Annotated in this window: 19 protein-coding genes; 9 read left to right on the top strand and 10 right to left on the bottom strand. The window is 55.2% G+C overall.

Features of this window, described 5'->3' with window-relative positions; translation table 11 throughout:
- A complete protein-coding gene (locus VFX97_17405) occupies nucleotides 1–258 on the bottom strand; it encodes a hypothetical protein (GenBank protein HEX5704978.1) in 258 nt (85 codons plus the stop codon).
- 2 nt (nucleotides 259–260) lie between these two features.
- Complete coding sequence (locus VFX97_17400; protein ID HEX5704977.1) at nucleotides 261–863, bottom strand: flavin prenyltransferase UbiX; 603 nt, start codon at nucleotides 861–863, stop codon at nucleotides 261–263.
- Nucleotides 864–1012: 149 nt separating this feature from the next.
- On the opposite strand from VFX97_17400, the gene tilS reads away from it, so the two are divergent.
- From tilS to VFX97_17380, 4 genes are all read left to right on the top strand, one after another.
- Nucleotides 1013–2155 carry a tRNA lysidine(34) synthetase TilS gene (gene tilS, locus VFX97_17395; protein ID HEX5704976.1) on the top strand — a complete coding sequence of 381 codons (1143 nt, stop codon included), beginning with the start codon at nucleotides 1013–1015 and terminating at the stop codon, nucleotides 2153–2155.
- Nucleotides 2156–2236: 81 nt separating this feature from the next.
- A complete protein-coding gene (gene ftsH, locus VFX97_17390) occupies nucleotides 2237–4177 on the top strand; it encodes an ATP-dependent zinc metalloprotease FtsH (GenBank protein ID HEX5704975.1) in 1941 nt (646 codons plus the stop codon).
- A gap of 218 nt (nucleotides 4178–4395) precedes the next feature.
- A complete protein-coding gene (locus VFX97_17385) occupies nucleotides 4396–5568 on the top strand; it encodes a linear amide C-N hydrolase (GenBank protein HEX5704974.1) in 1173 nt (390 codons plus the stop codon).
- A gap of 105 nt (nucleotides 5569–5673) precedes the next feature.
- Nucleotides 5674–6840 (top strand): FAD-binding oxidoreductase, encoded by a 1167-nt coding sequence (locus VFX97_17380; GenBank protein ID HEX5704973.1) that lies wholly within the window; start codon nucleotides 5674–5676, stop codon nucleotides 6838–6840.
- Nucleotides 6841–6858: 18 nt separating this feature from the next.
- Here VFX97_17380 and VFX97_17375 read toward each other — a convergent pair whose 3' ends face one another.
- The 3 genes from VFX97_17375 to VFX97_17365 all read right to left on the bottom strand — a co-directional run bounded on the left by VFX97_17375 (nucleotide 6859) and on the right by VFX97_17365 (nucleotide 9787).
- Nucleotides 6859–7914, bottom strand: coding sequence for a hypothetical protein (locus tag VFX97_17375; protein ID HEX5704972.1), 1056 nt, complete (start codon nucleotides 7912–7914; stop codon nucleotides 6859–6861).
- Between the two features lie 83 nt (nucleotides 7915–7997).
- Complete coding sequence (locus tag VFX97_17370; protein ID HEX5704971.1) at nucleotides 7998–8603, bottom strand: hypothetical protein; 606 nt, start codon at nucleotides 8601–8603, stop codon at nucleotides 7998–8000.
- Between the two features lie 125 nt (nucleotides 8604–8728).
- Entirely contained in the window at nucleotides 8729–9787 is a 1059-nt protein-coding gene (locus VFX97_17365) for a hypothetical protein (GenBank protein ID HEX5704970.1), read from the bottom strand.
- A gap of 439 nt (nucleotides 9788–10226) precedes the next feature.
- Here VFX97_17365 and VFX97_17360 point away from each other — a divergent pair, with 439 nt between their 5' ends.
- From VFX97_17360 to VFX97_17350, 3 genes are all read left to right on the top strand, one after another.
- Complete coding sequence (locus VFX97_17360) at nucleotides 10227–11150, top strand: sulfurtransferase (protein ID HEX5704969.1); 924 nt, start codon at nucleotides 10227–10229, stop codon at nucleotides 11148–11150.
- Nucleotides 11151–11244: 94 nt separating this feature from the next.
- Nucleotides 11245–11982 carry an alpha/beta hydrolase-fold protein gene (locus VFX97_17355; GenBank protein ID HEX5704968.1) on the top strand — a complete coding sequence of 246 codons (738 nt, stop codon included), beginning with the start codon at nucleotides 11245–11247 and terminating at the stop codon, nucleotides 11980–11982.
- Entirely contained in the window at nucleotides 11979–13061 is a 1083-nt protein-coding gene (locus VFX97_17350; GenBank protein HEX5704967.1) for a hypothetical protein, read from the top strand. The genes VFX97_17355 and VFX97_17350 overlap by 4 nt, the downstream gene beginning before the upstream one ends.
- 36 nt (nucleotides 13062–13097) lie before the next feature.
- Here the strand turns inward: VFX97_17350 and VFX97_17345 are convergent, their stop codons facing one another.
- The 3 genes from VFX97_17345 to VFX97_17335 form a co-directional block, all read right to left on the bottom strand.
- Entirely contained in the window at nucleotides 13098–15650 is a 2553-nt protein-coding gene (locus tag VFX97_17345) for a PBP1A family penicillin-binding protein (GenBank protein HEX5704966.1), read from the bottom strand.
- Between the two features lie 165 nt (nucleotides 15651–15815).
- On the bottom strand, nucleotides 15816–16046 hold the full coding sequence (locus VFX97_17340; protein HEX5704965.1) for a hypothetical protein: 231 nt from the start codon (nucleotides 16044–16046) through the stop codon (nucleotides 15816–15818).
- A 56-nt stretch (nucleotides 16047–16102) separates the two neighbouring features.
- The gene (locus tag VFX97_17335) at nucleotides 16103–17026 is read right to left on the bottom strand and encodes a hypothetical protein (GenBank protein HEX5704964.1); all 924 of its coding nucleotides are present in this window, start codon (nucleotides 17024–17026) and stop codon (nucleotides 16103–16105) included.
- A gap of 168 nt (nucleotides 17027–17194) precedes the next feature.
- Between VFX97_17335 and VFX97_17330 the strand changes: the two genes are divergently transcribed.
- Nucleotides 17195–17554: an NIPSNAP family protein gene (locus VFX97_17330; protein HEX5704963.1), complete on the top strand. Its 360-nt coding sequence runs from the start codon at nucleotides 17195–17197 to the stop codon at nucleotides 17552–17554.
- A 29-nt stretch (nucleotides 17555–17583) separates the two neighbouring features.
- Here VFX97_17330 and VFX97_17325 read toward each other — a convergent pair whose 3' ends face one another.
- Nucleotides 17584–21090, bottom strand: coding sequence for a carboxypeptidase regulatory-like domain-containing protein (locus VFX97_17325; protein ID HEX5704962.1), 3507 nt, complete (start codon nucleotides 21088–21090; stop codon nucleotides 17584–17586).
- 223 nt (nucleotides 21091–21313) lie between these two features.
- Nucleotides 21314–21823: a DinB family protein gene (locus VFX97_17320; protein ID HEX5704961.1), complete on the bottom strand. Its 510-nt coding sequence runs from the start codon at nucleotides 21821–21823 to the stop codon at nucleotides 21314–21316.
- Nucleotides 21824–21892: 69 nt separating this feature from the next.
- Here VFX97_17320 and VFX97_17315 point away from each other — a divergent pair, with 69 nt between their 5' ends.
- On the top strand, nucleotides 21893–23797 hold the full coding sequence (locus VFX97_17315; protein HEX5704960.1) for a M48 family metalloprotease: 1905 nt from the start codon (nucleotides 21893–21895) through the stop codon (nucleotides 23795–23797).
- Nucleotides 23798–23806: the final 9 nt, after the last annotated feature.

The following is a 23806-nucleotide window of genomic DNA, read 5'->3' as shown; positions in this document are numbered from 1 at the left end:
CTACTGACGACTTTCCAGTAGTTGTACTTTGGCGCGCAGTTCGTTGTTTTCTTTAACCAGGCTCGCAACCGTGATCCAGATACAAATCACGCTGACAAACTCCATCAGTTTTACGTCCTTTACCGAATTCCAAAACGCCCAGAGCGCATTCTCGCCGTCAAGGACGCGCAGGAATGTGGCGAAGGTGAACCAGCCAATCGTGAGAGCAGCAAACAGTAAGTGAACTCTATACGGTGCGAGTTGTTTGAGGTTGAGCATGACTATTCTCCTTTCCAACGGGTGGTGGTTGAGTGTGGAACGTTGAACTGATCGAGAATGCGGAAGCATAAGTGATCGACCAGCGCTTCGATCGTTTGTGGCCGATGATAAAACCCCGGGCTCGCTGCCAGTATTCTAGCTCCGGCGCGCGAAAGTTTCAGCATGTTCTCGAGATGAATCGCATTGTAAGGCGTTTCGCGCGGGACAATGACCAGTTTGCGCCCTTCTTTCAAGGTCACGTCGGCGGCGCGATGAATCAGATTTGTTCCGGCTCCCGAAGCAATCGCTCCCAGTGTACCCATCGAGCACGGCACAATGATCATTCCGGCCTGCGGATGTGATCCTGAAGATGGCGTCGCGGCCATGTTATCCAGGCGATGCAAGCGAACCATCTTCGAATCGGACGGCAAGCCGATCCACTCGTTGATCTTTTTCTCGTCAGCCGAACGCAGGTCGAATCCGAGTTCGACCATCGCGACGGTCTTAGCTGAATCGGAAAGAATAAGGTTGATGCGGTCGACGGCGCCGCTCGCGGCGAGGTGCACGAGAGTTCTGTGCGCGTAGATCGCTCCGGAGGCGCCGGTGATGCCAACGGTAAGTTCCATCGGGGAATCGATCTTACGTTTGCTCGGAAGCGTTAGCAAGGAAGCGGTACGCACGCGTCTGGCGTGCTTGCATTCGGTCGGCATACGGAGGCATGCGTGCCGCGAACCGCGGGCTAATGGCTCTATTTTCGATGTTAGAATCGCCGCGGATGAAGAGTCACAGAAAACAGGCTGGTCGAGCAGTCGCCCGTAATGCGCATCGCCAGCAGCCAATCAGCAAGTTCGCTCGCGCTCTTTTGCGAGAGTGGCGAACTCTAACGCTGCCGCTCTCAGACGCGGTCGTTGTTGTCGGGGTTTCAGGGGGCGCTGATTCGGTCGGATTGTTTCTGGCGCTCGATGAACTAATCAAGGCAAACAAGCTGAACATCCGCATCGTAGTTGCGCATCTCGATCATCGCCTGCGCAAGAAAAGCGGTGACGACGCTCGCTGGGTAAGAGAGCTGGCGACAAGGCTCGGCCACGAAGCAACAATTAAACGAGCGCCGATAAAGAGTCTTGCGCGACGCAGCGGCGACAATCTCGAACAGGCCGCTCGGCTCACTCGGTACAAGTGGTTTGCTGAAGTGGCGCAAAAGCGGGGCGCAGAGCTCGTCTTGACGGCACACACGATGGACGATCAGGCGGAAACGGTGCTGTTGAATCTGCTGCGCGGAAGCGGAACCGATGGTATGGGCGGAATGGAACCGGTGCGACTGCTGAACGGAGCGGGGAAACGCATGCTGGCGCGACCGCTGCTCGCATGGGCCGGTCGTCGCGATACGGAAGGATTGTGCCGCGCTCGCGGCATCGACTTTCGCCAGGACGAAATGAACGTAGATGAGGCATTCGCCCGGGTCCGTGTGCGGCGGCAGCTTCTGCCAATAATGCGGAGTTTCAACCCTCGAATCACCGAAGCGTTGGCCCGTACAGCCGAACTGCTGCGCGACGACAGCCGCGCTCTGGATAGCGCAGCCCAACGATTGTTAGACCTTTCGACTGACACCAGTGCGAAACTGCATCAACTCCGGACGGACTTGCTGGCGGACGTTCCTCCCGCGCTGCGGCGGCGCGCTTTGCGACTTTGGTTAGAGCAGCGGCGCGGAGATTTGCGCCGGCTGGAGCTGGTTCATGTTCGCGCCGTCGAGAATCTCGTGACTCAGAACCGCGGCGGACGCACGATCGAGCTGCCCGGCGGCTCAACAGTTTCCTGCAAAAGTGGGCTGTTGACCTTTAATCGTCGAACATCTAAGTCGAGGAAAGCGTTACCACCGCGGCTAAATGGGACACCGAATCGGAACAAAACGGCATCTTAAAACTCTTATATAGGACGGATCTCTTAGGAAGGGACTTTAAAGGGAAATTACGGTATCATGGGCGACGGAGGCAGGAAAGTTTTGAGTTCCACTGCGAGACAAATCATTTTTTGGCTGCTAATTGTGGCGGGCGCGCTGCTCATCTATAAGCTCGTCAATCCGGGCACAAAAAACACAACGGCTATTGACCTTACTCAGCTGGAACAGAAGATTCAGCGGGGTGAACTGGCGCAATTGACGGTTAAGCAGTCTGAGACGACTGCGGTTGAGAAGACTTCCGGCAAGACTTTTGTGGCGCAGCTTACCAACGAGCATACGAAAGCAGAGATTCTGAAAGAGGCGCGCGGCCTGGACGCGAACGGCAACCCGAAGGTTGTCAACGTTCAGGAGGAGGGAAGTTCCAGCCTTTGGTGGCCGGCGCTTTATTACCTGCTGCCGTTTCTTCTCATCTTCGGTTTCTGGATTTTCATGCTGCGGCAGATGCAATCGGGCGGCAACAAGGCCCTTTCGTTCGGCAAGTCGCGCGCGAAGCTGCTCAGCAATCAACAGAAACGCGTGACGTTTAAGGACGTTGCCGGCGTTGAAGAGGCGAAGGAAGAGCTTCAGGAAATTATCGAATTCCTGAAAGAACCGCAGAAATTTCAGAAGCTCGGCGGCCGCATTCCCAAAGGCGTTCTGATGATGGGCCCGCCGGGAACCGGAAAGACTTTGCTGGCGCGGGCGATTGCCGGCGAAGCAAACGTGCCGTTCTTCTCGATCTCAGGTTCGGATTTCGTCGAGATGTTCGTCGGCGTGGGCGCTTCGCGCGTCCGCGACTTGTTCGAACAGGGCAAGAAAAACGCGCCATGCATCATCTTCATTGACGAAATCGATGCCGTCGGTCGTCATCGTGGCGCGGGCCTCGGCGGCGGTCACGACGAGCGCGAGCAGACTTTGAATCAGTTGCTGGTTGAGATGGACGGATTCGAATCGAACGATGGGGTGATCCTGATCGCTTCGACCAACCGGCCCGACGTACTCGATCCGGCGCTGCTTCGACCGGGTCGTTTCGATCGGCGTGTCGTCGTATCAAGACCTGACGTGCGCGGCCGCGAAGGCATCCTGAAAGTTCACACCCGCAAGATTCCGCTGGGTGAAGACGTCGATATCACGATCATTGCGCGCGGCACGCCGGGATTCACCGGCGCCGACCTCGCGAACCTCGTGAATGAAGCGGCGTTGAACGCAGCACGCTACAACAAGAAAGTTGTCGCGATGTACGATTTCGAGCTGGCCAAGGACAAAGTCCTGATGGGGGCTGAGCGCAAGTCGATGGTCATCTCGAACGAAGAGAAACGCGTGACGGCGTATCACGAAGCCGGGCACACGCTGGTGGGCATGAAAGTTCCGAATGCGGATCCGGTGCACAAGGTCACCATCATTCCGCGCGGCATGGCGCTGGGTGTGACGCAACAACTGCCGGAAGGCGATCGTCACAACTACACGAAGGAATACTTGCTTGGCCAGATTTCGATTCTGATGGGCGGCCGGATTGCCGAAGAAACTTTCCTCGGCAACATTACGACCGGCGCGTCGAACGATATCGAAAAGGCGACGGAACTCGCGCGCGCGATGGTTTGCGAGTACGGCATGTCTGAGCTGGGGCCGCTGACATTCGGCAAGAAGGAAGAGCAAATCTTCCTCGGCCGCGAGATTGCGCAACACCGCGATTTTTCGGAAGAGACGGCCATACGCATCGATTCCGAAGTGCGCAAGATCGTCACCGAGCAGTACGAGCGTGCGACGCGGATCATTAACGAGAATCGCGACACGATGGTGCGGCTGGCGGAAGTGCTGCTCGAGTATGAATCGTTGGACGGCGTGCAGATTCGTCGCATTGTCGCCGGCTTGCCGATCGACGACACGGGTTCGTCAGCCGAATCGGGAACTCAGCAGGAGTTGCCGGCGCCGAAAGAGCCGACATCAAAACCGCTGACGCCCATCCTGCCGCCGATTACCGGTGGGACTCCGGCTCCGGCGTAAGAGTGGCACAGACTTCAGTCTGTGGTTCCGTTCCACCGACTCTTCTTTTCAAGGCGAGGGCTATCTGCTCTCGCCTTTTTTGCATCTATGGTACAAGTCAGTGCGGGAGCGGTAGCGACCGGGTGCTCAATTCAAGCAACCGTCGAGTTTGATAGCCCTGACCCGGTCGCTCGCGCTCCCGGTACTGACCTCATCTGGTCTCCAATACAATAACTGTCGTGAAAAGAACCATCGCTTCGATCTTGACTGCTTTCGCGATTCTAATTGGGCTCGCGCCGCGAAATGCTCAGGCGTGTACAACCTTCTGCCTCAAGAACAAGGGTGAGATTTTGTTCGGCAAGAACTATGACTGGATGGTCGGTGACGGTCTGGTTTTCGTAAACAAGCGCGATGTTTCAAAGTCCGCCAGCCTCGAAGGTACGAATCCCGCACGGTGGGTTTCCCGGTACGGCAGCGTCACTTTCAATCAATATGGCCGGGAAAACCCTTCAGGTGGATTGAACGAGGCGGGTCTGGTTATCGAGCTGATGTGGCTAGACGAAACGCAGTATCCGGCAGAAGACTCGCGCCCGGCGCTAGATGTGCTTGAATGGATTCAATATCAGCTCGATACCTCGGCCACCGTCGCAGAGGTCATCGAAAATTCGGAGAAGGTAAGAATCAGTTCGTTGGTACGACTGCACTACCTGGTAAATGACAAGGCCGGCAACTCTGCCACGATTGAATTTCTCAACGGCAAGATGGTGGCGCATCACGGGGAAGCGCTTCCGTTTTCGACGTTGACCAATGACACTTACGAAAGGTCTCTCAATTATTCAAAGGCGACCGCAGTTGAGCGGGCGCGCGGTAACGGCTCGCTCGAGCGTTTCACCAGGGCCGCCCGGAAGGCCGACGAATTCGGAAAAACTGAGCGGGCCGAAGCGCAAGCGATAAATTACGCGTTTGAAATTCTGGATAACGTCGCGCAGGGCAATTACACGCAGTGGCGCATCGTCTACGACCAGAAGCGTCACAAAATCCACTTCCGCACGCTGCAAGCTCCGCAGATCAAAACGATTGATGCGAAGGCTTTCGATTACTCCTGCGGCTCGATCGTGAAGATTCTCGACATGAACGCGAAGGCGGCCGGCGACGTGACCGCAAAGTTCACCGATTACACGCGCAAGGCAAACCGTGAGCTGATTGAACGATCATTTAACGGGACGGACTTTCTACGTTACCTGCCGGCTGTGGTTAGGGAGCAGCTTGCGTCATATCCCGAGGAGTTTGTTTGCGCCGCAAAAGAAAGTACGCCGACAACACCAACCAAGCCGAAAACTTCCGCGGCGGCGTCTGCGTGGTGGCCGGCTGGTCTTCCAGTCGCACAGATAATCTTAATGTTCCTCGTCTGATTGCGGCGGGACGCGGTCGCCCGGTCCGCAACGCGCGTGAATCTTACCGATTACTTTCACGTGACTCTTTACTTTCAAGCTAATCATCTCTAATTTGGCCTCCGCATGGAAACGGCGGACGTCGTCATCATCGGAAGCGGCATTGTCGGATCGAGTGTCGCTTATCACCTCGCGCAGGCCGGCTGCACAAATGTGCTGGTGATCGAGCGCGAAGCCCATCAGGGCAAGGGCTCGACCGGCAAAAGCATGGGCGGTGTGCGCGCGCAGTTCTCAACTCCCGTAAACATTCAGATGTCGAAGTATTCGATCGACTTCTTTGCGAAGTTTGATGAGGTCGTGGGTCATCCGGCAGATTATCGCGCGCACGGCTATCTGTTCTGCGCGACCAACGAAAAGCATCTCGCTTACCTGAAAGCGAATCGCGAGCGGCAGAACGCTTTGGGCGTCACGAATGTTGAATGGGTCACACCTGAGGACATCGCGAAGATGGTGCCGCAACTCCGCGTTGATGACATTCTCGGCGGCACGTTTTGTCCCACGGACGGCTTTGTCGATCCGCACAGCGTGATGATGGGATTCATGCTGAGCGCGAGAGAGAAAGGTGTGCGCCTGTGGCTGGATACGGCGGTGACCGGAATAAGTTTAGAGGCGGGCGTTACCCGCCGAATCTCCGGCGTGCAAACGTCCCGCGGATTCGTTTCAACTCACATCGTTGTGAATGCGGCGGGAGCTTGGGCCGCACAGGTCGCAAATATGGCCGGTGCAGAACTACCCGTTGAGCCGCTCCGGCGCCAACTTGTTCCCACCGAACCCTTCGATCACCTGCCGAAACGTTTTCCGATGGTGATAGACATGTCCACCGGCTTTCACTTTCGTCGTGAAGGGAAGGGAGTTCTCCTTGCGTGGAACGACCCTGAAGAGACGCCTGGTTTCAAAACAGATTTCGATGGCGCCTTCGTGGAAAAGATTCTGACGCACGCCGCTTCACGGGTCCCAGTCCTTTCGGAAGCCGAGGTGAATCCGCGGCGCGCCTGGGCCGGGCTCTACGAAATGACGCCCGATCATCACGCGATTATTGGCCCTGCGCCGAACGTGGAGGGACTTTACTTCGTGAACGGCTTTAGCGGTCACGGCGTCATGCATTCACCGGCTTCGGGACGCATCACCGCTGATCTAATTCTCCACGGGCGTTCGGATTTGATCGATGCCAGGCAATTAGGCGTCGAGCGATTCGCATCAGGCAAACTGTTGGAAGAAACTGCGGTGCTGTAACGCTCGATGCGGAACTCTTCACAGTGGAGAATGGTGGGGAGTTGTTCTCAGTAACGGCGCCACTTTCGGAAAGCTCAATCTGGTACCTCGCCATGAGTATTCACGCAGGCCGTCTATCGCTGTCCAGGTTGGATGATAGCGATTATAGACATCATCGGCTTCCATATCGCCCCAGCTACCGTCAGCATTCTGCGTCGCAAGCAGGTATTTCATCCCCTTTACGATGAGGCGATTGCTGTCGCCCAAACCAAACGATTTTAAAGTGTCCAGAAACTCACCCATCGTTTCTGGATCCTCCCAGGCGATCGCCTGCGTTAGGTTCTGTTTCAGAAATGCATATTCAGCGGCCAGCCATCGTGGTGAAAGCTTATAGCAACTGTAACTGTTCAGCGTGTAGACCACATGGGTGACGGCGTACGTGGCGTCATAGACATTCCAGGGATCCTCGCCAACTAACTTGGGGTAGGGTCGCATGATGTTCAGCCACTTGATTACGTCCGCATAGGACGTTCCCAATCTGACGCCATGCTGTTCACCCATGTAGCTGCCGATTAAGGCGTCCTGCCAGACCGCGTATCGCGTGGTCATCGTCAGACGCTTCCGGCACTTAACGCATCTCTTGCGGCCGCGTTCGTTCATGGTTTCGCAGGCGCATTCCTCCGGCACATCGCCGGGAGGCGGCTCGGTGGCGGGATCAAAGCCAAAATAGTCGCGCGCCGTAAATTTGGCGGCGGCCTGGCGAAGTTGTTCTTTGAAGCGCTTGTTGCGGACTCCCAGGCTGTCCGCTGCGTAGCTGCCGTAGACGAGCTGCAACACTTCGTTGGCATCCGCATCCGGCGTTAGTTTTGAGTTTTGCCGGCGCCAATGTCTGGCGCGCTCACGGCCCATCTCAGTTGCGGTCCGGCGAAGCTTTGGGTCTTTCGAGGTCGAGGCGACGCAATGAAAACACCCGAGGTAATCAAATCCATAATCCGCGAAGTTCTCAGCATCGCATGCGGATTCGTAGATGAAGGCCAAGCCGCGGTCAATGGCGCGCCGTCGCTGGATGAGCTGTTCGTCGCGTAGTTTTGGCAAGGTCGTAACGCGCCAGGATTGAGACTGAATTGCCGAACTGCCTGTGGCCTGGGACTGGCGCTTTGGGTTCAGACAAAAGGAAGCTACTTCTTCGAATCACCATACAACAGCATCTGCGGCAAATCGTCCAGACTGGCTTTGCCTTTCGCAAAAGTGATCTGCCAGACCCGATCAAAAATCTTGCCGTCCCACTTGGGTGGCTTCGCGACACCCAGGGCCTTGGCAATTTCGGGGATCTTGCCATGGTGCCAGCAGATCAAAACCACCTCTCCGGCGAATGAATGATCGTTGAGAATGGCCTTAATCATCTTTTGGATCTCGGCATCCTTGTCCGCGAAACGATCATAGATGTGCAAGTTCAGCGCGATCGCCAGTGGCGTGACCGTCTCGATCGGGCGTTGGCTGTGTTTCGAAGGCGCCGTGGCCATGATTGTTTGGGGAGTGGGAAACCGCGGGCGCGTTCCTTTGATAGGTATCGTCTCGTATTTACCGGTAAACATTAACGGATTAAGATCAAGCACAAGATCGCAAGCTAGCTGCGATTGCCCCGGTACGAATAGAGACGGCAAAGCGGTCGCGCGGGCCGCACCACGTATCGACAGGTTGTTTCCGCCGTCGTCGTCCTTCTTGGGGTCGCCTACCTTTTCACCGTGCCGAATAATCAAAACTTGTTTAGGGCCTTTGCTCATTGCTCCTTCTTTCTCGCTTGGTGGAATCAGCGTGATCGAGTGGTGTCACTAATCTTGTGTCGCCCCACTCATCCAATATGCCGCGCTCGACTGCACACGATTTGAGCCTTTACGGCTTGGAACGTTTAGCTAGTCTTCTCCGGGAACTTGAACCCGATATAGGTCCCGGAACTGAGGCCCATCAGACCCAACAAAGTGGTGCTGAAATCGGGCATCGTCAAATTGTTGTAAACGGACGAAACGAAAATTATTCCCAGGACAATCGTCCACGCGAAAATCTGGAATCGATGGAAGCTGTAGCCGCTCGCGTCCCGGAGGATGTCTTGAATAAAGTTCTTGCTGACCGCCGCGTCGGCTGATGCGGCCAGCTGTTCCAGTTGTGGGTTGATGAGCGCCAATCGCCCGCGGCGGTCCTGCAGCTGTTTGTTCAAACTGTCTCGATTGCTGGTGTCTTCCGGCGACAAGGTAGTCTTGGCGTTGAGTGCATCCAGCTGGGCCTGGAGCTCCGGAATTGTTTGTTCCAACGATTGCTTTTCGGCAGTGAGACTCCGCAACTGAACGGCGTTAGCGCTCAACTTACCTGAATCGATCATCGCTTCGCTCAAAGCGGTTCCCGCGCTAATACCCATTAGCGCGAGCAGCGACGCGGTAATCGTGTCGAGGGCGCCGGTGATCAGCCAAATCGTCATGTAGGACGCGTAGATCAGGAAAAACCAAAATGCCATTTGAGTGCGGCCGAGGTTATATGGCCTCAGCTTTCCCGGAACCGGGCACTCGCTGCCGTCGCGAATAAGATTAGTTTTGCGCGCCAGCCAAATCAGCAGAATCAACGTGAGGAGAACGACCACGAGGGCAATCAACCCATTGGCCGGTGAAATCACGGTCAACAAGACGGGACGGGTCTGATCGATAGCGGAATCAAAAGGTGATTTGTCTTCGAGACCGACACTGAACGCTACGTTTTTTGTTGCCGTGTGGGGCTCGCCCAGCAAATCGATCCACATTTGCTTGTTGTCCGGAGTGATTTCCAGATGAAACTGCAAATGATTTTTGCTGGCATGGATCTCTTGAGGATAATTGCCGCGTATTGCCAGGCCATTAATGTAGGGAACTAACTTAGTCGGATCGTTTTGCTCTGCCCATTCATTCAACCCTTCCAACTGAACCTTAATGAGATCGTCCAATTGGAGTTTTCCTTCGACCGCAACAACTTTGGGCTCAGGAACCGGAGTCGGGGAAACGGACGGTAGGGGAGAAGGTAGCGGACTAGCTGCAGGTGTCTGGGCGGTAAGTAGCGTGCGCCCTCCCAGAACCACAAGCACTAGAATCAGAAACACGAGTCGGGAATGCCGGTTAGCCATACGGTAACTCCAGGTTGCTTCCTTAGTCTTTACCAGAACCTTCCGACTGGCGTGAATTGAATGTGCAAAAACGCCCGCTGCTTCACCAGTCGCAGACGCGAAGTCTGCGCAGACTATCCAAACCGGTCTTTTGTGTCAACGATTTCCGCTTGTTTGATAAGAACTTTAGCAATAACACAGTCCAAACCGTTCGGCGCTCTTAACTTGCAGCACGAAACAACGGTATGGTAAGCGTCATCTGACCGTGCAGTTTGGAGGAGCGATGAAACAGAACCTCTTTCGATGGATACTCGCCGTTGCCGTATTGGCGGTGGCGTCACCCGTTTGGCTCAATGATGCGCACGCCAAGGTGCGCTCATCAATGATCGTAACGACCGATTGGGTGGCGAAGCATCTAAACGACAAATCCCTGGTGCTGCTTCAGGTTGGTGATCGGAAGGAATACGACGCCGCGCACATTCCGGGCGCGCAGTTCATTCAAACGTCCGATATCTCCACGCCGCGCGGACAAGGGCTCGCGCTTGAATTGCCGCCCGTCGAACAATTGAAAGCTACCTTTGAGAAGCTTGGGATAAGCGACAACTCGCGCATCGTCGTTTACTTCAGTAAGGATTGGGTGACACCCACGTCTCGTGTGTACTTCACGCTGGATTACCTCGGTCTTGGTGATCGCACTTCGATCCTTGATGGTGGATTGCCGGCGTGGGTGGCGGAAAAACGGCCCGTGACCGCAGAGGTGATCGCGCCAAAACCCGGCAAGTTGACGCCGCGTCCGAATCCAAAGTTGGTGGTTGATTCGACCTGGGTCAGCGCCAATCTCGACAAGCCCAATGTCGCGATTCTGGATGCCCGAAACTCCGAGTTCTACACGGGCGCGCAAGCCGGCAATATGCCGCGTGCGGGACGTATACCTCGAGCGAAGAGCATTCCGTTCGGAAGCGTGACTCAGGATGCGAACCTGAAATTCGAGAGTCCGGATTTTCTGCGCAAACTTTTCGCGGACGCGGGAGTTAAGCAAAGCGACAGCGTCGCGACCTATTGTCATATCGGACAACAGGCGACCCTTCTCTACTTCGTGGCGCGTTACCTTGGTTACGACGCGCACTTGTACGACGGCTCGTTTCAGGACTGGAGTAATCGGAAGGAATTGCCAGTCGAGAAATCCGCGGACCACTTAACACTGTAGTCTTCTAACTACCAACTCTCAGCGCTTGCGCGTCAACACGAACTAAGACAATATCTCTGCTTCGCTTTCACAAACTAAGCCTATCGAGGTGGTAATGGAACGTCATATTACCAGTTGGTTCAGCCCTAATTTGCAGATGGAAATGCCGCTCGTGCGTTACGGCACCGGCGGTCAAACTTTGCTCATGCTGCCGACTGCAGCGGCGGATTATCTCGAGTACGAACGCTTCTATTTGGTGGATGCCATTAAGCCGTTCATCGAGCACGGCAAGATTCGCGCGTACTCAATCAACAGCGTGAACAAGTGGAGTCTGCTGAACAAAGAGATGCCGCCGAAGCTGAAAGCTGAGTTGCTGACTCGTTACGATCGATACATCACGGAAGAAGTCCTGCCGCTGATCCGCAACGATAACGAAGAGCAGTTTGCGCGGCCGATCACCACCGGCGCGAGCCTCGGCGCGTACCTGGCCGCGAACGAATACTTCAAGCACCCGGATCTTTTCAAGGGCACGATTCCGATGAGCGGCAGCTACGACATTCGGAACTTTTTAGATGGCTTTTACGATGACAACGTCTATTTCAACAATCCCGTCGATTACCTCTCGAAATTGGAAGACGATCACTACCTGCCCATCCTGCGTCAGGCCGATTCAATCTACGTCATGACGGGTCAGGGCTCTTACGAAGATCCCGATCGGAGCAAGCAGCTTTCCGCCATCCTCAAGTCGAAAGGCATTCCGCATACTTTGGATTTGTGGGGAGCGGACGTCGATCACGACTGGCCTTGGTGGCGGAAGATGCTGCCGCATGTTTTAGGCAAAATGCTGGCATGACAGATTCGAGATTTTCCGTTCTCTATTATCCGACCTATGAACCGCCGGCAGACTGGCTGCGGAGCTACCTCCTCTTCTTTGATGAGGTCAAAACAATTGTTCCCAATGGCGTAGAGTTTAGCCCCTCAGAAGATATAGCGAAGGTCATTGATTTAATGCCTGACGCCTTCGACACGGTAGCGCCAGAAAATCAAGACCTCTTCGTCGATGACATTAATCTGAGCCGGCTTGAAAAGGCCTTTAAGCAAATTGCAGAACAGGACCCTAACGCGAACGAGAAAGAGATAATAATTGAGATAAGCCCTGAAGGAGAGGTTCAGATTATGAATCACGTCTTTCAGCATTACTCAAAGACGGTACCGAAAATTCAGGAGCTTCTTGTCGAATATGACCTTGTAATACCCGGACTGGCCGATGCGTACCAGAAACCTGGAGAATACCTCGTCGTGAGGGAAGCAGCGAGTAACCTCATTCTCTCCCATATCGCCGACAGGGTTGGCCGGCGGTCCGGCGTGACGACGGTTACCGATCAGCAAATTGATTTCACGGTAAATACGCTCAACGCATTCGACGTGACCAGTACCGAGGATGCGACGAGTAAACTTGCAACGGCAATAATAAGAACCGAAATCCCACGCGAGATATTAGATGTAACGCCCCAACGCTATAAGGAAATCAGGGAGTTTTATCGCGACCTGCGAGAGCCCTTCCATAACACGGTAGCTCAACTCAGTCTATTGCACCGACTTGATCACATAGACGACCCAAGAGCATTGGATGTACAAGTATTAAAACTGGCCACGGAATTTAACTCACAAGTAGTTAAACTCAGAGGAACACAATTCGGGCGACAGTTGAAGCATTGGGCGCCGATCGGGGTCGGGTGTGTTCTGTCGCTCGTTGGAGCTGCCTTTCATCAACCACTGGTCTCGGCATCAACGACCGCAGTCTCGATTGGATTGCAGATTTATCGTGGCATGGCGAGTCCTCCACCCTCGGAGCGAGAGCGAGTGCAAAGATTAATTGGCAGAATGCAAGAGAACATCTTCGCAGCATCGCCCTTCACGGCCTTTGCGTGAGGTTGCGAAGCTCGACAGATTGAAGGGAACCTTGTCTTAGGGTCCGTCCGGTTCACCCTTCTTCCCCTTCTTCTTTGCCGGTTCGGCTTCGCGCGGACGAGTCTGTGCCGGTGGTGGTGGTTCCGGTCCAGGCTCAGCCTTTTTCGGTTCGGGGATTCGTGGCTCGGCCGGTTGATCCTGCTTCGGCGCCGGCGGCAGCGTGGTGTCTTCTAATTTTGGAGTCGTTATCGCGCTCGGCTGAGTGGTAGTGCCTTCTTCCGTTTCTTCGGTTTCCTCGGTAACGGACATCTGCGCGCGTTCGAGCTGAAGTTCGCGTTGCCGCTGCCGATACATCTCGCGCATGTCTTCCGGCATCGAAGGCGCCTTCGGAAATTCTTCCTTTGGCTTGTCCTTCAGAAAGTCGCGCATGAAATCGATGAAGTAGGGAAGCGCGCCGACTCCGCCGGTCATGTTGTTGCCGAGGTTTTTCTTGCGACCGGGATAGCCCATCCACACGCCGGTTACGTAGGTCGGCGAGTAGCCAATGAACCACACGTCGGTGTGATCGTTCACGGTGCCCGTCTTGCCGGCAATCGGATGCGGCAGGGAACTCGCTGCGGTGGCCGTACCCCCGGTGACCACACCGCGCATCATCTGCGCCATCGTCAGCGCAACGTACTCGTTAACGACCTTGTACGTCGTCTTCTCCCACTCTTCCAAAACTGCGCCGTCACGATCTAAAACTTTTCGCACCATGTGCGGATCGACGCGAATGCCTTTGTTCGGAAAGACGGAGTACGCCGAAACCATCTGATCGAGTGGCACTTCGGTGGCGCCCAAAGCTGACGGCAGGTAAGGCGCCATCGGCACCTTGATTCCAAAGCGACGCACCATCTGCGCGCCCGTCTGAATACCGACGGTTTGCAGCAGGTGCACGGCCGGAATGTTCATCGACTGCGCCAGTGCGGTCTTCAAAGGCATGTCGCCGTTGCTGGTCGAGCCGTTGTAGTTATGCGGAGTCCAGCCGCCGATGCTGATGGGCGCGCCGCTGACCGTTGTCTCCGGCGTCATGCCCCATTCAATCGCGGCCGTGTAAATGAAAGGCTTGAAGGCTGAGCCGGTCTGTCGATACGCCTGCACCGCGTTGTTGAATTTGTTAGTGAGAAAATCGTAGCCGCCCTGCATCGCGACAATCTCGCCCGTCTTCGCGTTCAGCGTCATCAGAGCGCCTTCGACGGCGGGAACTTGAGTGAGCTCAACTTTCAAACGTCGTGCTTTTTTGTCCACGCTCCGGATGATGAACTCGGCGAGATAACCCGGTTTGAATTCGCCGCTGGGCGAGCGGCCGCTCCAGCCCATGTCGGCGGTGGTGACGGTGGCCGTATAATTCCCGAAGCGCACGGTGGCGTCAGCGCCGACTTTCATTACCAGGCCTTTGATGTAGCGCCCTTCGACATAGTCGTTGCGGTACCAATCCGGATATTTATAGCTGTTCAGTTCCTGTTGCGTAGGGATTCCATTGCTCGACGAGGTGGCAATCGCTTCATAAGACGAGCGCCAGCCGCGGCCTTTGTCGTACCGCCGCAAACCCGCGCGCACAACTTCGTAAGCCTTTTTCTGCGCGTCTACGTTGATGGTCGAATAGACGTACAGACCGGTCTGCGCGACGCGCGTCGTAAACTTGTCTTCCAGGTCCTGGCGAATGTATTCGACGACGTAATCGAAAGCGGGATGCGTCGCCTGGGGCGGCTGGTAATAGGCCGAATCGGAAAGCTGAATCGGTTTCGCTTTGGCGGCGGCCACTTCGGCTTCCGTTGCGTAGCCATGGCGAGCCATCAGATCCAAAACCAGATCGCGGCGCTCTTTTGCCTTTACCGGATTTGAGGTTGGCGAATACTCACCCGGGGCCTTTGGAATCGCAGCCAGCAATGCCGCTTCATCAAGGGACAGGTCCTTCGCCTGCTTGTTGAAATAAACCTGGGCGCCGGCCTCTACGCCATACGCGTTCGCGCCCACGAAAATGTGGTTCGCGTAGAGCTCCATGATTTGCTGCTTCGTGTAGTAACGCTCAATCTGAAGTGCCAGCAGCCATTCGTTCATTTTGCGGCGATAGGTCTGCTCCCTGGTCAGAAACAGGTTCTTCGCCAATTGCTGGGTCAGCGTCGATCCGCCTTCCACTTTCTCAGTCGTCAGGTTCTTCCACGCGGCGCCCATGATGCGCACCGGATCGATGCCGATGTGATCGTAGAAGCGTGCATCCTCGACGGCGAGAATTGCATTCTTCATGTTCGGGGGGATTTCTTCGTACTTAAGAGGGATACGCTTTTCGAGAGCGAACTCTCCGATGATCGTCTTGCCATCGTCCGCGTAGATGCGGGTCACGACGCTCGGTCGGTACGTCGCCAGCGCGGCAACTTCACTGGCCGCCTGCGAATAGTTCAGCTGATAAGCCGCAATGATGCCCGTCAGACCGCCCGCCGCGAGGGCGAGCAGCAGCACCGCGGGAAACCAGAAGCGGCGGAGCAGATGCTTCCGCTCGTGCGGCGGAGCATTTACGATTGCCATTGGTTTATAGGCTTTAAGACGATCGAAGGGCGGTTTTGCGGCCATAATAGTTAGTTCTCCGGCCTAAGAATGCTATTAGATGCGCGGTTCCGCCAACGTGGCTTCCCACAGTCGACCGAAATGGCGCAATCCGGAGGGATTATGCCTGTCGGAGCTGATGTTAGACACGCTTATTAACGCCCGCTTCGGCTACCAACGAGCGCGGTACGGTCACGGCTTCCGGTGACTATACAAGGTTGCTAACGAGCTAATCGTACCCGCGAAGCCGGCAACAGCCATCCAGGCCGCAGTCGTTTTTCCGACCTGAATCGCCAATCCGTTCAACGCCAACGCGCCCAGCACCAGCACGATGAGCGATGCGAAGCCGCCTAAAATGCAGAGGAGCAGCTTCTTTCGGTCATCAGTAGTGGCATTCATCGCCGACTTGTTTCTAATCTCCATATCCCAGTTGCGGCGACCATCTTCCCGCGCCGCTCCAGTCGGTGTTAACCCTTTGACTAGTCCAAACGCGCCTCCGCATAGGCACGGCCCTTCTCAGGCGTGTCGATCGTTTGCACCCACGCGCTATCTTTGAATGCCCAGTTGATCATTCCCTTGGTGAAGCTTTGATAGGTCGAAGTGGGCATGCCGCCCGAGTCAACGATGCCAACTTTTTTTGCCGCGCGCTGCTGCAAACTTGTATCGCCGCTCTTCGCCGCCGCGTAGAACAGACGGTACTTGTCAGTCTCGGACATGTCGGTCGCATCGTCAGTTTCCTCAGTTGAGGATGAGGAACTCGAGTTGGAATTTGAGTTAGAAGCCGAGTTGGAGTTGTACGAACGATTTGAGTTCTCGTTGGAGTTGTCGTTCGAATTGCCGGCGATGTCTATGTCGTACCGGGTGGGGCCCTGCATACGACGAAACGCGAACGCGCCGATCACCGCTACCATTAAAAGAATGCTCAGGACCGGGCCAAGCGCTGCCAAAGCCTTGCCGCCGTATCGCGTTGGCTGTCGCAGCGAAAGAATCAGCGCAACCGCCCCCACAATCAGGGAAAGGATCATCAGGACAGTTCCGAACAGCGTCACGATACCCCACAGGCTGACAACCAGCAGCCCTAAACGTGCGTTGCGGAAGCCGTACTCCCAGAGAATCGGCTGGCTCACGCTATAGAGGAGAAACGGCAAAGCCAACAGGCCGAGCGCCAGCGCGATCAGAGCCAGCCACTTTTTCTTCTTCGGCGTTGGTTGATAACTCGAGGCTGGAGGAGGAGGCGGTGGCGGCGTGTACGGCGCTGACGCGGCGATTGTCGGCAGCGAGGCTGGCGCTGCGTTAAGTGGTTCTGCAGGCGCGGCTTCGCTGACGAGCTGCGTTCCATCATCTGCGCAGAACAGCAAAGACTCGTCCGTAAAAGTCCGATTACAAGTAGTGCAACGTTTCATTTGGTTTTTTCCTGAGAGTTCCTTGTCGTGTTTCAGGGGCGCTTTCAATAAGCGTTCTGTGCGGATGCAAAAAGATACGGGAAAGGCCCTAAGAAACGCAACCGGCTACCAAAACGTCCGCCACCAATGTCTGATATCTTGTCGTCCTTTTAAAAAAGGAGAGGGAGAATGACTGTGGTTACCTGCTTCATTCGTTACACAATTGATCAGGAAAGATGGGCTGAGTTTGAGCATTACGCGCGCGTCTGGATGAGACTGATCGAGAAATACGGCGGCAAGCATCAGGGCTACTTCGTGCCGGGCGATGAGCCACGTTCCGCATCGTTCAGTTTTCCTGGCATCGGGGAAGCCGGCGCAGACAATATCGCCATCGCCTTGTTCAGCTTCCCGAGTGTCGATTCATATGAAAGCTACCGGCGGGACGTGCGGAATGATCCGGACTGCGTCGAAGTCACGAAGCATTTTGAAAGCACGAAACACTTCACGAAGTATGAAAGGACGTTCATGCGACCTGTGGAGCGCGACTGACGCTAAGCCTGCTCTGAGCAATTATGCCGCTAGGGCCCACTTCCCGGCGTCGGGATCGCATGAGTATCGTCGGCTGGGCCGCCGCCGATGTGGCCGATTCCCACGCGCACTCGGTTACTTGAGATGTTGCGATATTTGATTCTTAACAGCACATCGCCGACGTCCGTCAGATCGTCGCTAAGTCTTACTATCAGATAGTTCAGCCATGGCTGGCCCGGAACTTTGGTAATCGATTCGACTGTCAGCGTGTAGACCCGTCCTGAAGCGTCCTGAGCATCGGCCGTAACATTCGCGGCTGTCTCACCCGTTGCGAGTTCAAAATTGGTGGCAAAGATCGCGAGTCGGGTCCGACGATCGACAGACCAGGGATGATCGTACGTTAGATTGAATGGCTCGATTATTCCCAGCATCGGATCGAATGCGATGGCACGCGTCGAGTCCGGATGACTTACCAGCATCGGAACTCCCGGATTCAGGGTAGCGGTGAACTCGGCAACGTGATGCGTGCTCAAGTTGGTGAAGGTTCGGCTGGCCGGACTGAACGTGTAATTTTCACGTGAGGGCGTAACTGTATAAGTTTGTTCAGCGGGCATACTGAAAAAGGATTCGCCGTCTGCATCCGTGGTGTAGGTAATGGTCTGGGGGCCGGTGATGGTTATGGAAACGCCGGGCAGGGCGATGCCTTTTACGGTAGTCTGACCAGTGATCTGATAATTCAAGAGTGTGGCGGTAAAGTTAGCCTGCTTATCTGAATCCAGATCGATAACGCTCGCGGCGGGTGTAAGCGCGTAATTGACACGGGACACGGTCACAAGATAGTTCGGTGCGGCGGGTAGGTTGTTAAAGGAATAAATGCCGTTCGCATCTGAGGAAGTGACTGCTCCCCGCGGACCTGCGAGCGTAACGGTTGCTCCCGGCATCGGGCTGCCATCCGACTTTTTTATTTCTCCTGAAATCGAGTAGTAGGCTGGATCCAGGACGAAATGGGCATACATTTCTGAGCTCAAATCAGCAAACGTCCGACTTTGGGGGTTGAATACGTAATATTTCAGACTCGGCGTTATGGTGTACGACTGCCCTTCAGCCAGATTTGGGAAAGAGAAGTCTCCTGAAGTGTCAGTGGTGGTAGTGGCGTTCGCAAAACCTGTCAGCGCCACCGAGACCCCGCTTATTGGCTGATTGTTGACGTTGGTCACTCTCCCGTGAATCCGATGTCGGTTCAAGGTGCCAATGAAATCAACAGTCTCATCCTGGGTGATGGTAGGCAGGGTTATGTTTGCCGGACCAAAGGTGTAATGAGTAAGCGCCGGCGTCAGCGTGTATGTTCCTTCGGCTGAGACCATAAAGCTATACAGGCCGTCTGGCCCGGTAACTGCGACCCCATTCTCTGAACCCGAAAGAGTCAATGTCACACCCGCGAGGGGCACGTTGTCCGAAGTTAATTGCCCGCTCACCGTGAACTTGACCGGGCTGCCGGTGAAGTTCGCAGTTTGGTTCTGATCGAGCGGGCCGAAGCTAACGACAGGTTGTGCAAACGTGTAATTGATGCGCGAAACGGTGACGGTATAGGCAACGGCCGCCGGCAAGTAGGAAAACCCGTAATCTCCGTTTGCATCCGTCGTCGTAGATTTGTTCGCTCCACCTGAGAGAGTGACCAGCGCGGACACGATCGGGGAGCCGTCCGATTTGGTAATACGCCCGCCAACGCTGTAGGTCACCAGCGTAAAATTTGCAATCTGGTTAACGCTTAAATCCGTAATGGTCTGAGCTTGCGGATTGAAGAGATAGCTGGATTTCGATGCTGTGATTGTGTAGTTCCCTCCGCCCGGCAAATTCGGGAAAGAATAGCTTCCATTGTCATCTGTTAATGCAGCCGCCTCGTGATCGCCGGTCACAGTCACGACGGCGTTAGGAAGGCCTTCTCCGGATGCGTCAGCGACTTGCCCTGAAATCGTGTAGCGATCCCGTAGCCCGAGAAAACTTACCGTTTGATTACCGGCGGGCGTGCTAATGCTTACGGTTGGATTGTCGAACGTGTGATGTGTTTTCGAAACTGAAAGGCTGTAAACCCCACTCGTCGGGAGACCAGAGAAGCTGTAACGACCCTGAACATCTGTCCGCGTTGTCACTGATTGCGAGCCACTCAACGTAATAAGAGCGTCAGCCAAAGGAGCGCCACCATCGATCGTCACCTCGCCTTCGATTCCAAAAGTCGGATTTGGCGAACTGCTGAGATAAGAGTTCAGGAGGCTGCGCCGATTTGTCAGGCAACTGGGGTCGTCTCCACATCGTAGGATCGCGTCAGACCAATAAAAATGAGCGGCGGCGTCAGGTGCGCGTCCAAGCATCGAGCTGAATTGTTCGCGCACGTATTGAACCGGATCCTCGCCGGGATTCTCAGTATTGATTACGTTCGTGACTTGAGCTTGTGAGGCAAGATTTTCGTAGATCGAGTCGATGATTGTCAGCTCACCTGTGGCCGCGTCTGCGCGAATCGTGTGTGCATTATCCACGCATTCCGCGCGATCGATAATTGCAGTTCGGACTCCGAGCAAAGAGATCGCAGCATCGGCGTTGTGACTCCACTGGTAGCGCGAGTTTTCGATTAATACTGCTTGAACTTGCGTAAGATAGTTGCCGGAGGTGTGCAGGTTTGACACATTCATGCGTAATCCGCTGATGTAAATTAGATCGATTGGAGCTGACGCCGGCAGGTAGCGCCCAGGCATGGCACTTAGACCGCTTAGCCCCCCTTCGTCCAGGAAAACGCGGTTAACTATTACTTCTCTACGGGTTGAGGTGTTGATAACGACCGCAGCATTCCCCACGTTAATCCAGGAAAGCGGCGCACCATATCCGGTTTTGCCATAAAGCTCAGGCCGTTGTCCGTAATCGAGGAAAACTGTGTCGGCAACCTCCACGTGCTTCCACTCAAGATTCTCCACGACTGGCATATAGACTCCGCTATTTCCCGTTGAGCCGAGGAACTTGGTCTGACTGATTTTCAAGCCACTGCGAACGGATTCGACGATCGCACCGCCGGCGATCATGCTGCTCAGACCATAGAACTCGCAATGGTGAATGGTCGCATTCTCAACGTCCTGAAGATACAGCGTGACGAAGGCATCAGTTGCTACGTCGGGAGTCCCCATGAAACTTATGTCGTGAATGAGAAAACTGTTTAGGCCCGATAGAGCTATTGCCGTCGCTGCGGCGCCGGTCTTGGGTAGAAACTCAGACACGAGATCGAGGCCGAGGCTTAACTCGTGGCCGGCTACTGTCACATCGACCAATGTTGATGACTCAACGCCGGCGATCTCAATCGAACCGGCCAGTCCGGTGAAGTCTTTTGAAACCGGAGTCAGAATCGCATAGCGGCCGGCCGGAACGAACAACGTCCCTCCTCCGGCTTGCGCCAATGTATCAAGCGCCTGCTGCAGCGCGGGGCCGTCATCGGTAATGCCATCACCGATGGCGCCGAAATCTCTAAGATTGAGTGTGGCAGTTTGCGCCGAGACATTTTGGAGTGATCCCACAAGCGCCAGGAGGATCACAGCGACAATGACGCAATGGGCCGTTAACGTTTGGCTTGCGGTTGGGGGATTTTTGAAATTCATGACCCTCACGGGGTTAGACGAGGGCAAGAGGATAAAAGTCTACGCAACCCCAAGGTTTAGGACAATAGTTTTTTTGCTGGGGCGGTTTGCACTATTAGTTGCGAGTCGGAGCAACCGCTTCAGGCTTAGTATGCGTCAGTTTTTAGCGAAATTCTTTGTCATCCGCCGACGGGCCGTAGATGGCCGGCACCTTTGCGCCCATCAGACGCAAATAAACCGTCATCTGTCCCCGATGGTGCGCGAGGTGAAGTAGCGAGTCCTGAATCATCTCGTGACGCGTCGCTTCGGCGACGACATTACCCCCGGCTTTCAATCGCCAATTGGTGTTCAGGTGTTCATCTGAAGTTTTCTCGAAGGCTTCGCGCGCGCCGGCCGCGGCCTTGTCGAGCGCTTCCACATACTCCGCACTCGTGTTGAGCGGCTTCATCTCAAACTTGCTGCCGTCCTTGGGCGCGATGTCGAGTTCGTCCTGCGTGAGCTGCAGCGTGACCCACATGGGAATCGTCGCGACCATGTTGGCGAGATAGCCAAACGCCATCGACTTCTCGTGTGGCTTCCAATCCGACTTTCCTTCCGGGACTTGTTCGAGGGCGCGCCGCGAACGCTCCACTTCACGATCGAGTTCAGCGAGTAAGAAATCTTTTATGTTCACGTCAGTCTCCTTTTGCTTATCCAGAAAACAAGTCTTGATTTTAGGCTCTAATTATGTTGAAAGTGAATTGTGACAACCCCACAAGACCGGCAACTCCTCATTAAGCGACTCGAAGAGCTCTCGCGGAAAGATCCCGCGGCGTACCGATTTAGGGTCATCCTGGTGGCCGCGCTTGGCTATGCATACCTTTTTGCGGTGGTGCTGGCGCTGCTCGCTTTGGTAGCGGGCGTGATTTGGGCAATGTTTGTTACTGGCCGCATTGACTGGATGCTGCTGCAGGTCATTTGGATACCGTTGGTGGTGGCGGGGCTCGTGTTGCGATCCATGTGGATCACCATTCCGCCGCCGGACGGAAAGGAGGTGCAACGCGAGCAAGCGCCATCGCTGTTTGAATTGGTTGATGAAGTGCGGCGCGCGCTCGCCGGTCCAGAGGTACATCATGTGCTGCTGTCAGATGAATTCAACGCCGGCATTGTTCAGGTTCCCAGATTTGGAATGTTTGGTTGGACCAGCAACTACATGGTTATCGGCTTGCCGTTATTGAAGGGCATGGGGCCGGATGAGTTTCGCGCCGTGATCGCGCATGAGTTCGGGCATCTCTCAGGTAAGCACGGCAGGTTCACTGGTTGGATTTATCGTATCAGAGAAAGTTGGACTCAGATTCTCACCCGGATTGAGCAAGAACGTAACTACGCCTCGTTCATTTTCGATCGGTTCATAAAATGGTACGCGCCTTACTTCGACGCGTATTCCTTTGTGCTCGCGCGCGCGCAGGAGTATGAAGCCGATCGTTATGCGGTTGAGACGTCCGGTAAAACCGTCACAGCGCGCATGCTCATGCAGTTGGCGGTGAAAACACGCGCCTTGCGAGGAGATCTCTGGGAGAAGTTTTATCGGCGGGCCGGTGACCAGCCGCAAGCCCCAAAGAATCCATTCGCGCTAATGCTCACGGAGCTGGAGCAGCCGCTCGCGCCGATGAAAGTTGATAAGTGGCTGCGTCAGTCGCTTAGCGTCGAAACGGGATACGAAGACACGCATCCAGCTCTGGCTGAACGGCTGGAGGGGATCGGCTTCACCCGCGACGCGCAGACGCGCGACCTGATGGCGCAAGCAATAGATTTGAAGAATGGCCTAGTTCTGGAAACTGCCGCGCAGCGTTATTTGAGAGAAATTCCTAAAGACGTGACGGACAGCTATGACCGTTTGTGGCGAGAGCAAGTCGTCGATGCGTGGAAGCAGACACACGACTATTTGCAGCAGGCGAGACAGCGACTCGCGGAACTGGACGAAGCGAGCACGTCGCGACCGTTGACGATCAATGAACAATGGGAACGGGCGAAGTGCACGGCCAATCTAAGTGACACCGCCACCGCGTTACCTATTGCTCAAGAAGTATTTCGCCAGGATCCAAATCATGCGGGCGCGAATATGGCGATCGGCGGCACTCTTCTTGAGCAGGAAGACCCGGCGGGGGTCGAGTACCTTGAAAAGGCAATGCAGCTCGATGCTTCACTGACGGGTGACGCTTGCGAGCTACTCTTTAACTTTTATCAAGCTCAGGGAAGGCCAATAGAAGCCGAGACGTGCCGCGCCCGCGCGGAAGAGTTCTACTTGCGGATGCAACAGCTGCAGGACCAAGCCGGCTACCTGACTGTCCACGATCGCTTTGAACCGCATGATCTGGATGACGACGCTATAAAGAAGTTGCAAGAGCAACTTGCCAGCGTGCGTGGTCTGATTGCGGCGTACCTTGTGCGCAAGATTCCTGAGGGATTCGACCCTTTTTACGTGCTGGGCGTTTTTGCGTCGTGGAAGGCCGGCGAGAGTCACAACCATGTAGACGATCTGATTGACGAGGTTGGGGCCAAAGTACATTTCTCCGGGCCGACTATGGTTATATCGCTCGACGTGAAACGTTTCCTCGCGGACACTATCGCGCGCGTTCCCAACTCGCTTGTCTACCGGCGCGACTGACTAGCGGGC

The sequence above is a fragment of the Pyrinomonadaceae bacterium genome, from assembly GCA_036277115.1.
Lineage (GTDB): Bacteria > Acidobacteriota > Blastocatellia > Pyrinomonadales > Pyrinomonadaceae > UBA11740.
The sequence above is the reverse complement of the archived record's forward strand: the minus strand, read 5'-3'. Positions and strand labels throughout refer to the sequence as shown.

Coding starts and splice junctions, on each gene's coding strand:
- VFX97_17380 (HEX5704973.1), top strand. CDS start 5,674: ATGGAAACGGCGGACGTCGTCATCATCGGAAGCGGCATTGTCGGATCG.
- VFX97_17405 (HEX5704978.1), bottom strand. CDS start 258: ATGCTCAACCTCAAACAACTCGCACCGTATAGAGTTCACTTACTGTTT.
- VFX97_17400 (HEX5704977.1), bottom strand. CDS start 863: ATGGAACTTACCGTTGGCATCACCGGCGCCTCCGGAGCGATCTACGCG.
- VFX97_17340 (HEX5704965.1), bottom strand. CDS start 16,046: ATGGAGATTAGAAACAAGTCGGCGATGAATGCCACTACTGATGACCGA.
- VFX97_17360 (HEX5704969.1), top strand. CDS start 10,227: ATGAAACAGAACCTCTTTCGATGGATACTCGCCGTTGCCGTATTGGCG.
- VFX97_17350 (HEX5704967.1), top strand. CDS start 11,979: ATGACAGATTCGAGATTTTCCGTTCTCTATTATCCGACCTATGAACCG.
- VFX97_17370 (HEX5704971.1), bottom strand. CDS start 8,603: ATGAGCAAAGGCCCTAAACAAGTTTTGATTATTCGGCACGGTGAAAAG.
- tilS (HEX5704976.1), top strand. CDS start 1,013: ATGAAGAGTCACAGAAAACAGGCTGGTCGAGCAGTCGCCCGTAATGCG.
- VFX97_17355 (HEX5704968.1), top strand. CDS start 11,245: ATGGAACGTCATATTACCAGTTGGTTCAGCCCTAATTTGCAGATGGAA.
- VFX97_17330 (HEX5704963.1), top strand. CDS start 17,195: ATGACTGTGGTTACCTGCTTCATTCGTTACACAATTGATCAGGAAAGA.
- VFX97_17335 (HEX5704964.1), bottom strand. CDS start 17,026: ATGAAACGTTGCACTACTTGTAATCGGACTTTTACGGACGAGTCTTTG.
- VFX97_17345 (HEX5704966.1), bottom strand. CDS start 15,650: ATGGCCGCAAAACCGCCCTTCGATCGTCTTAAAGCCTATAAACCAATG.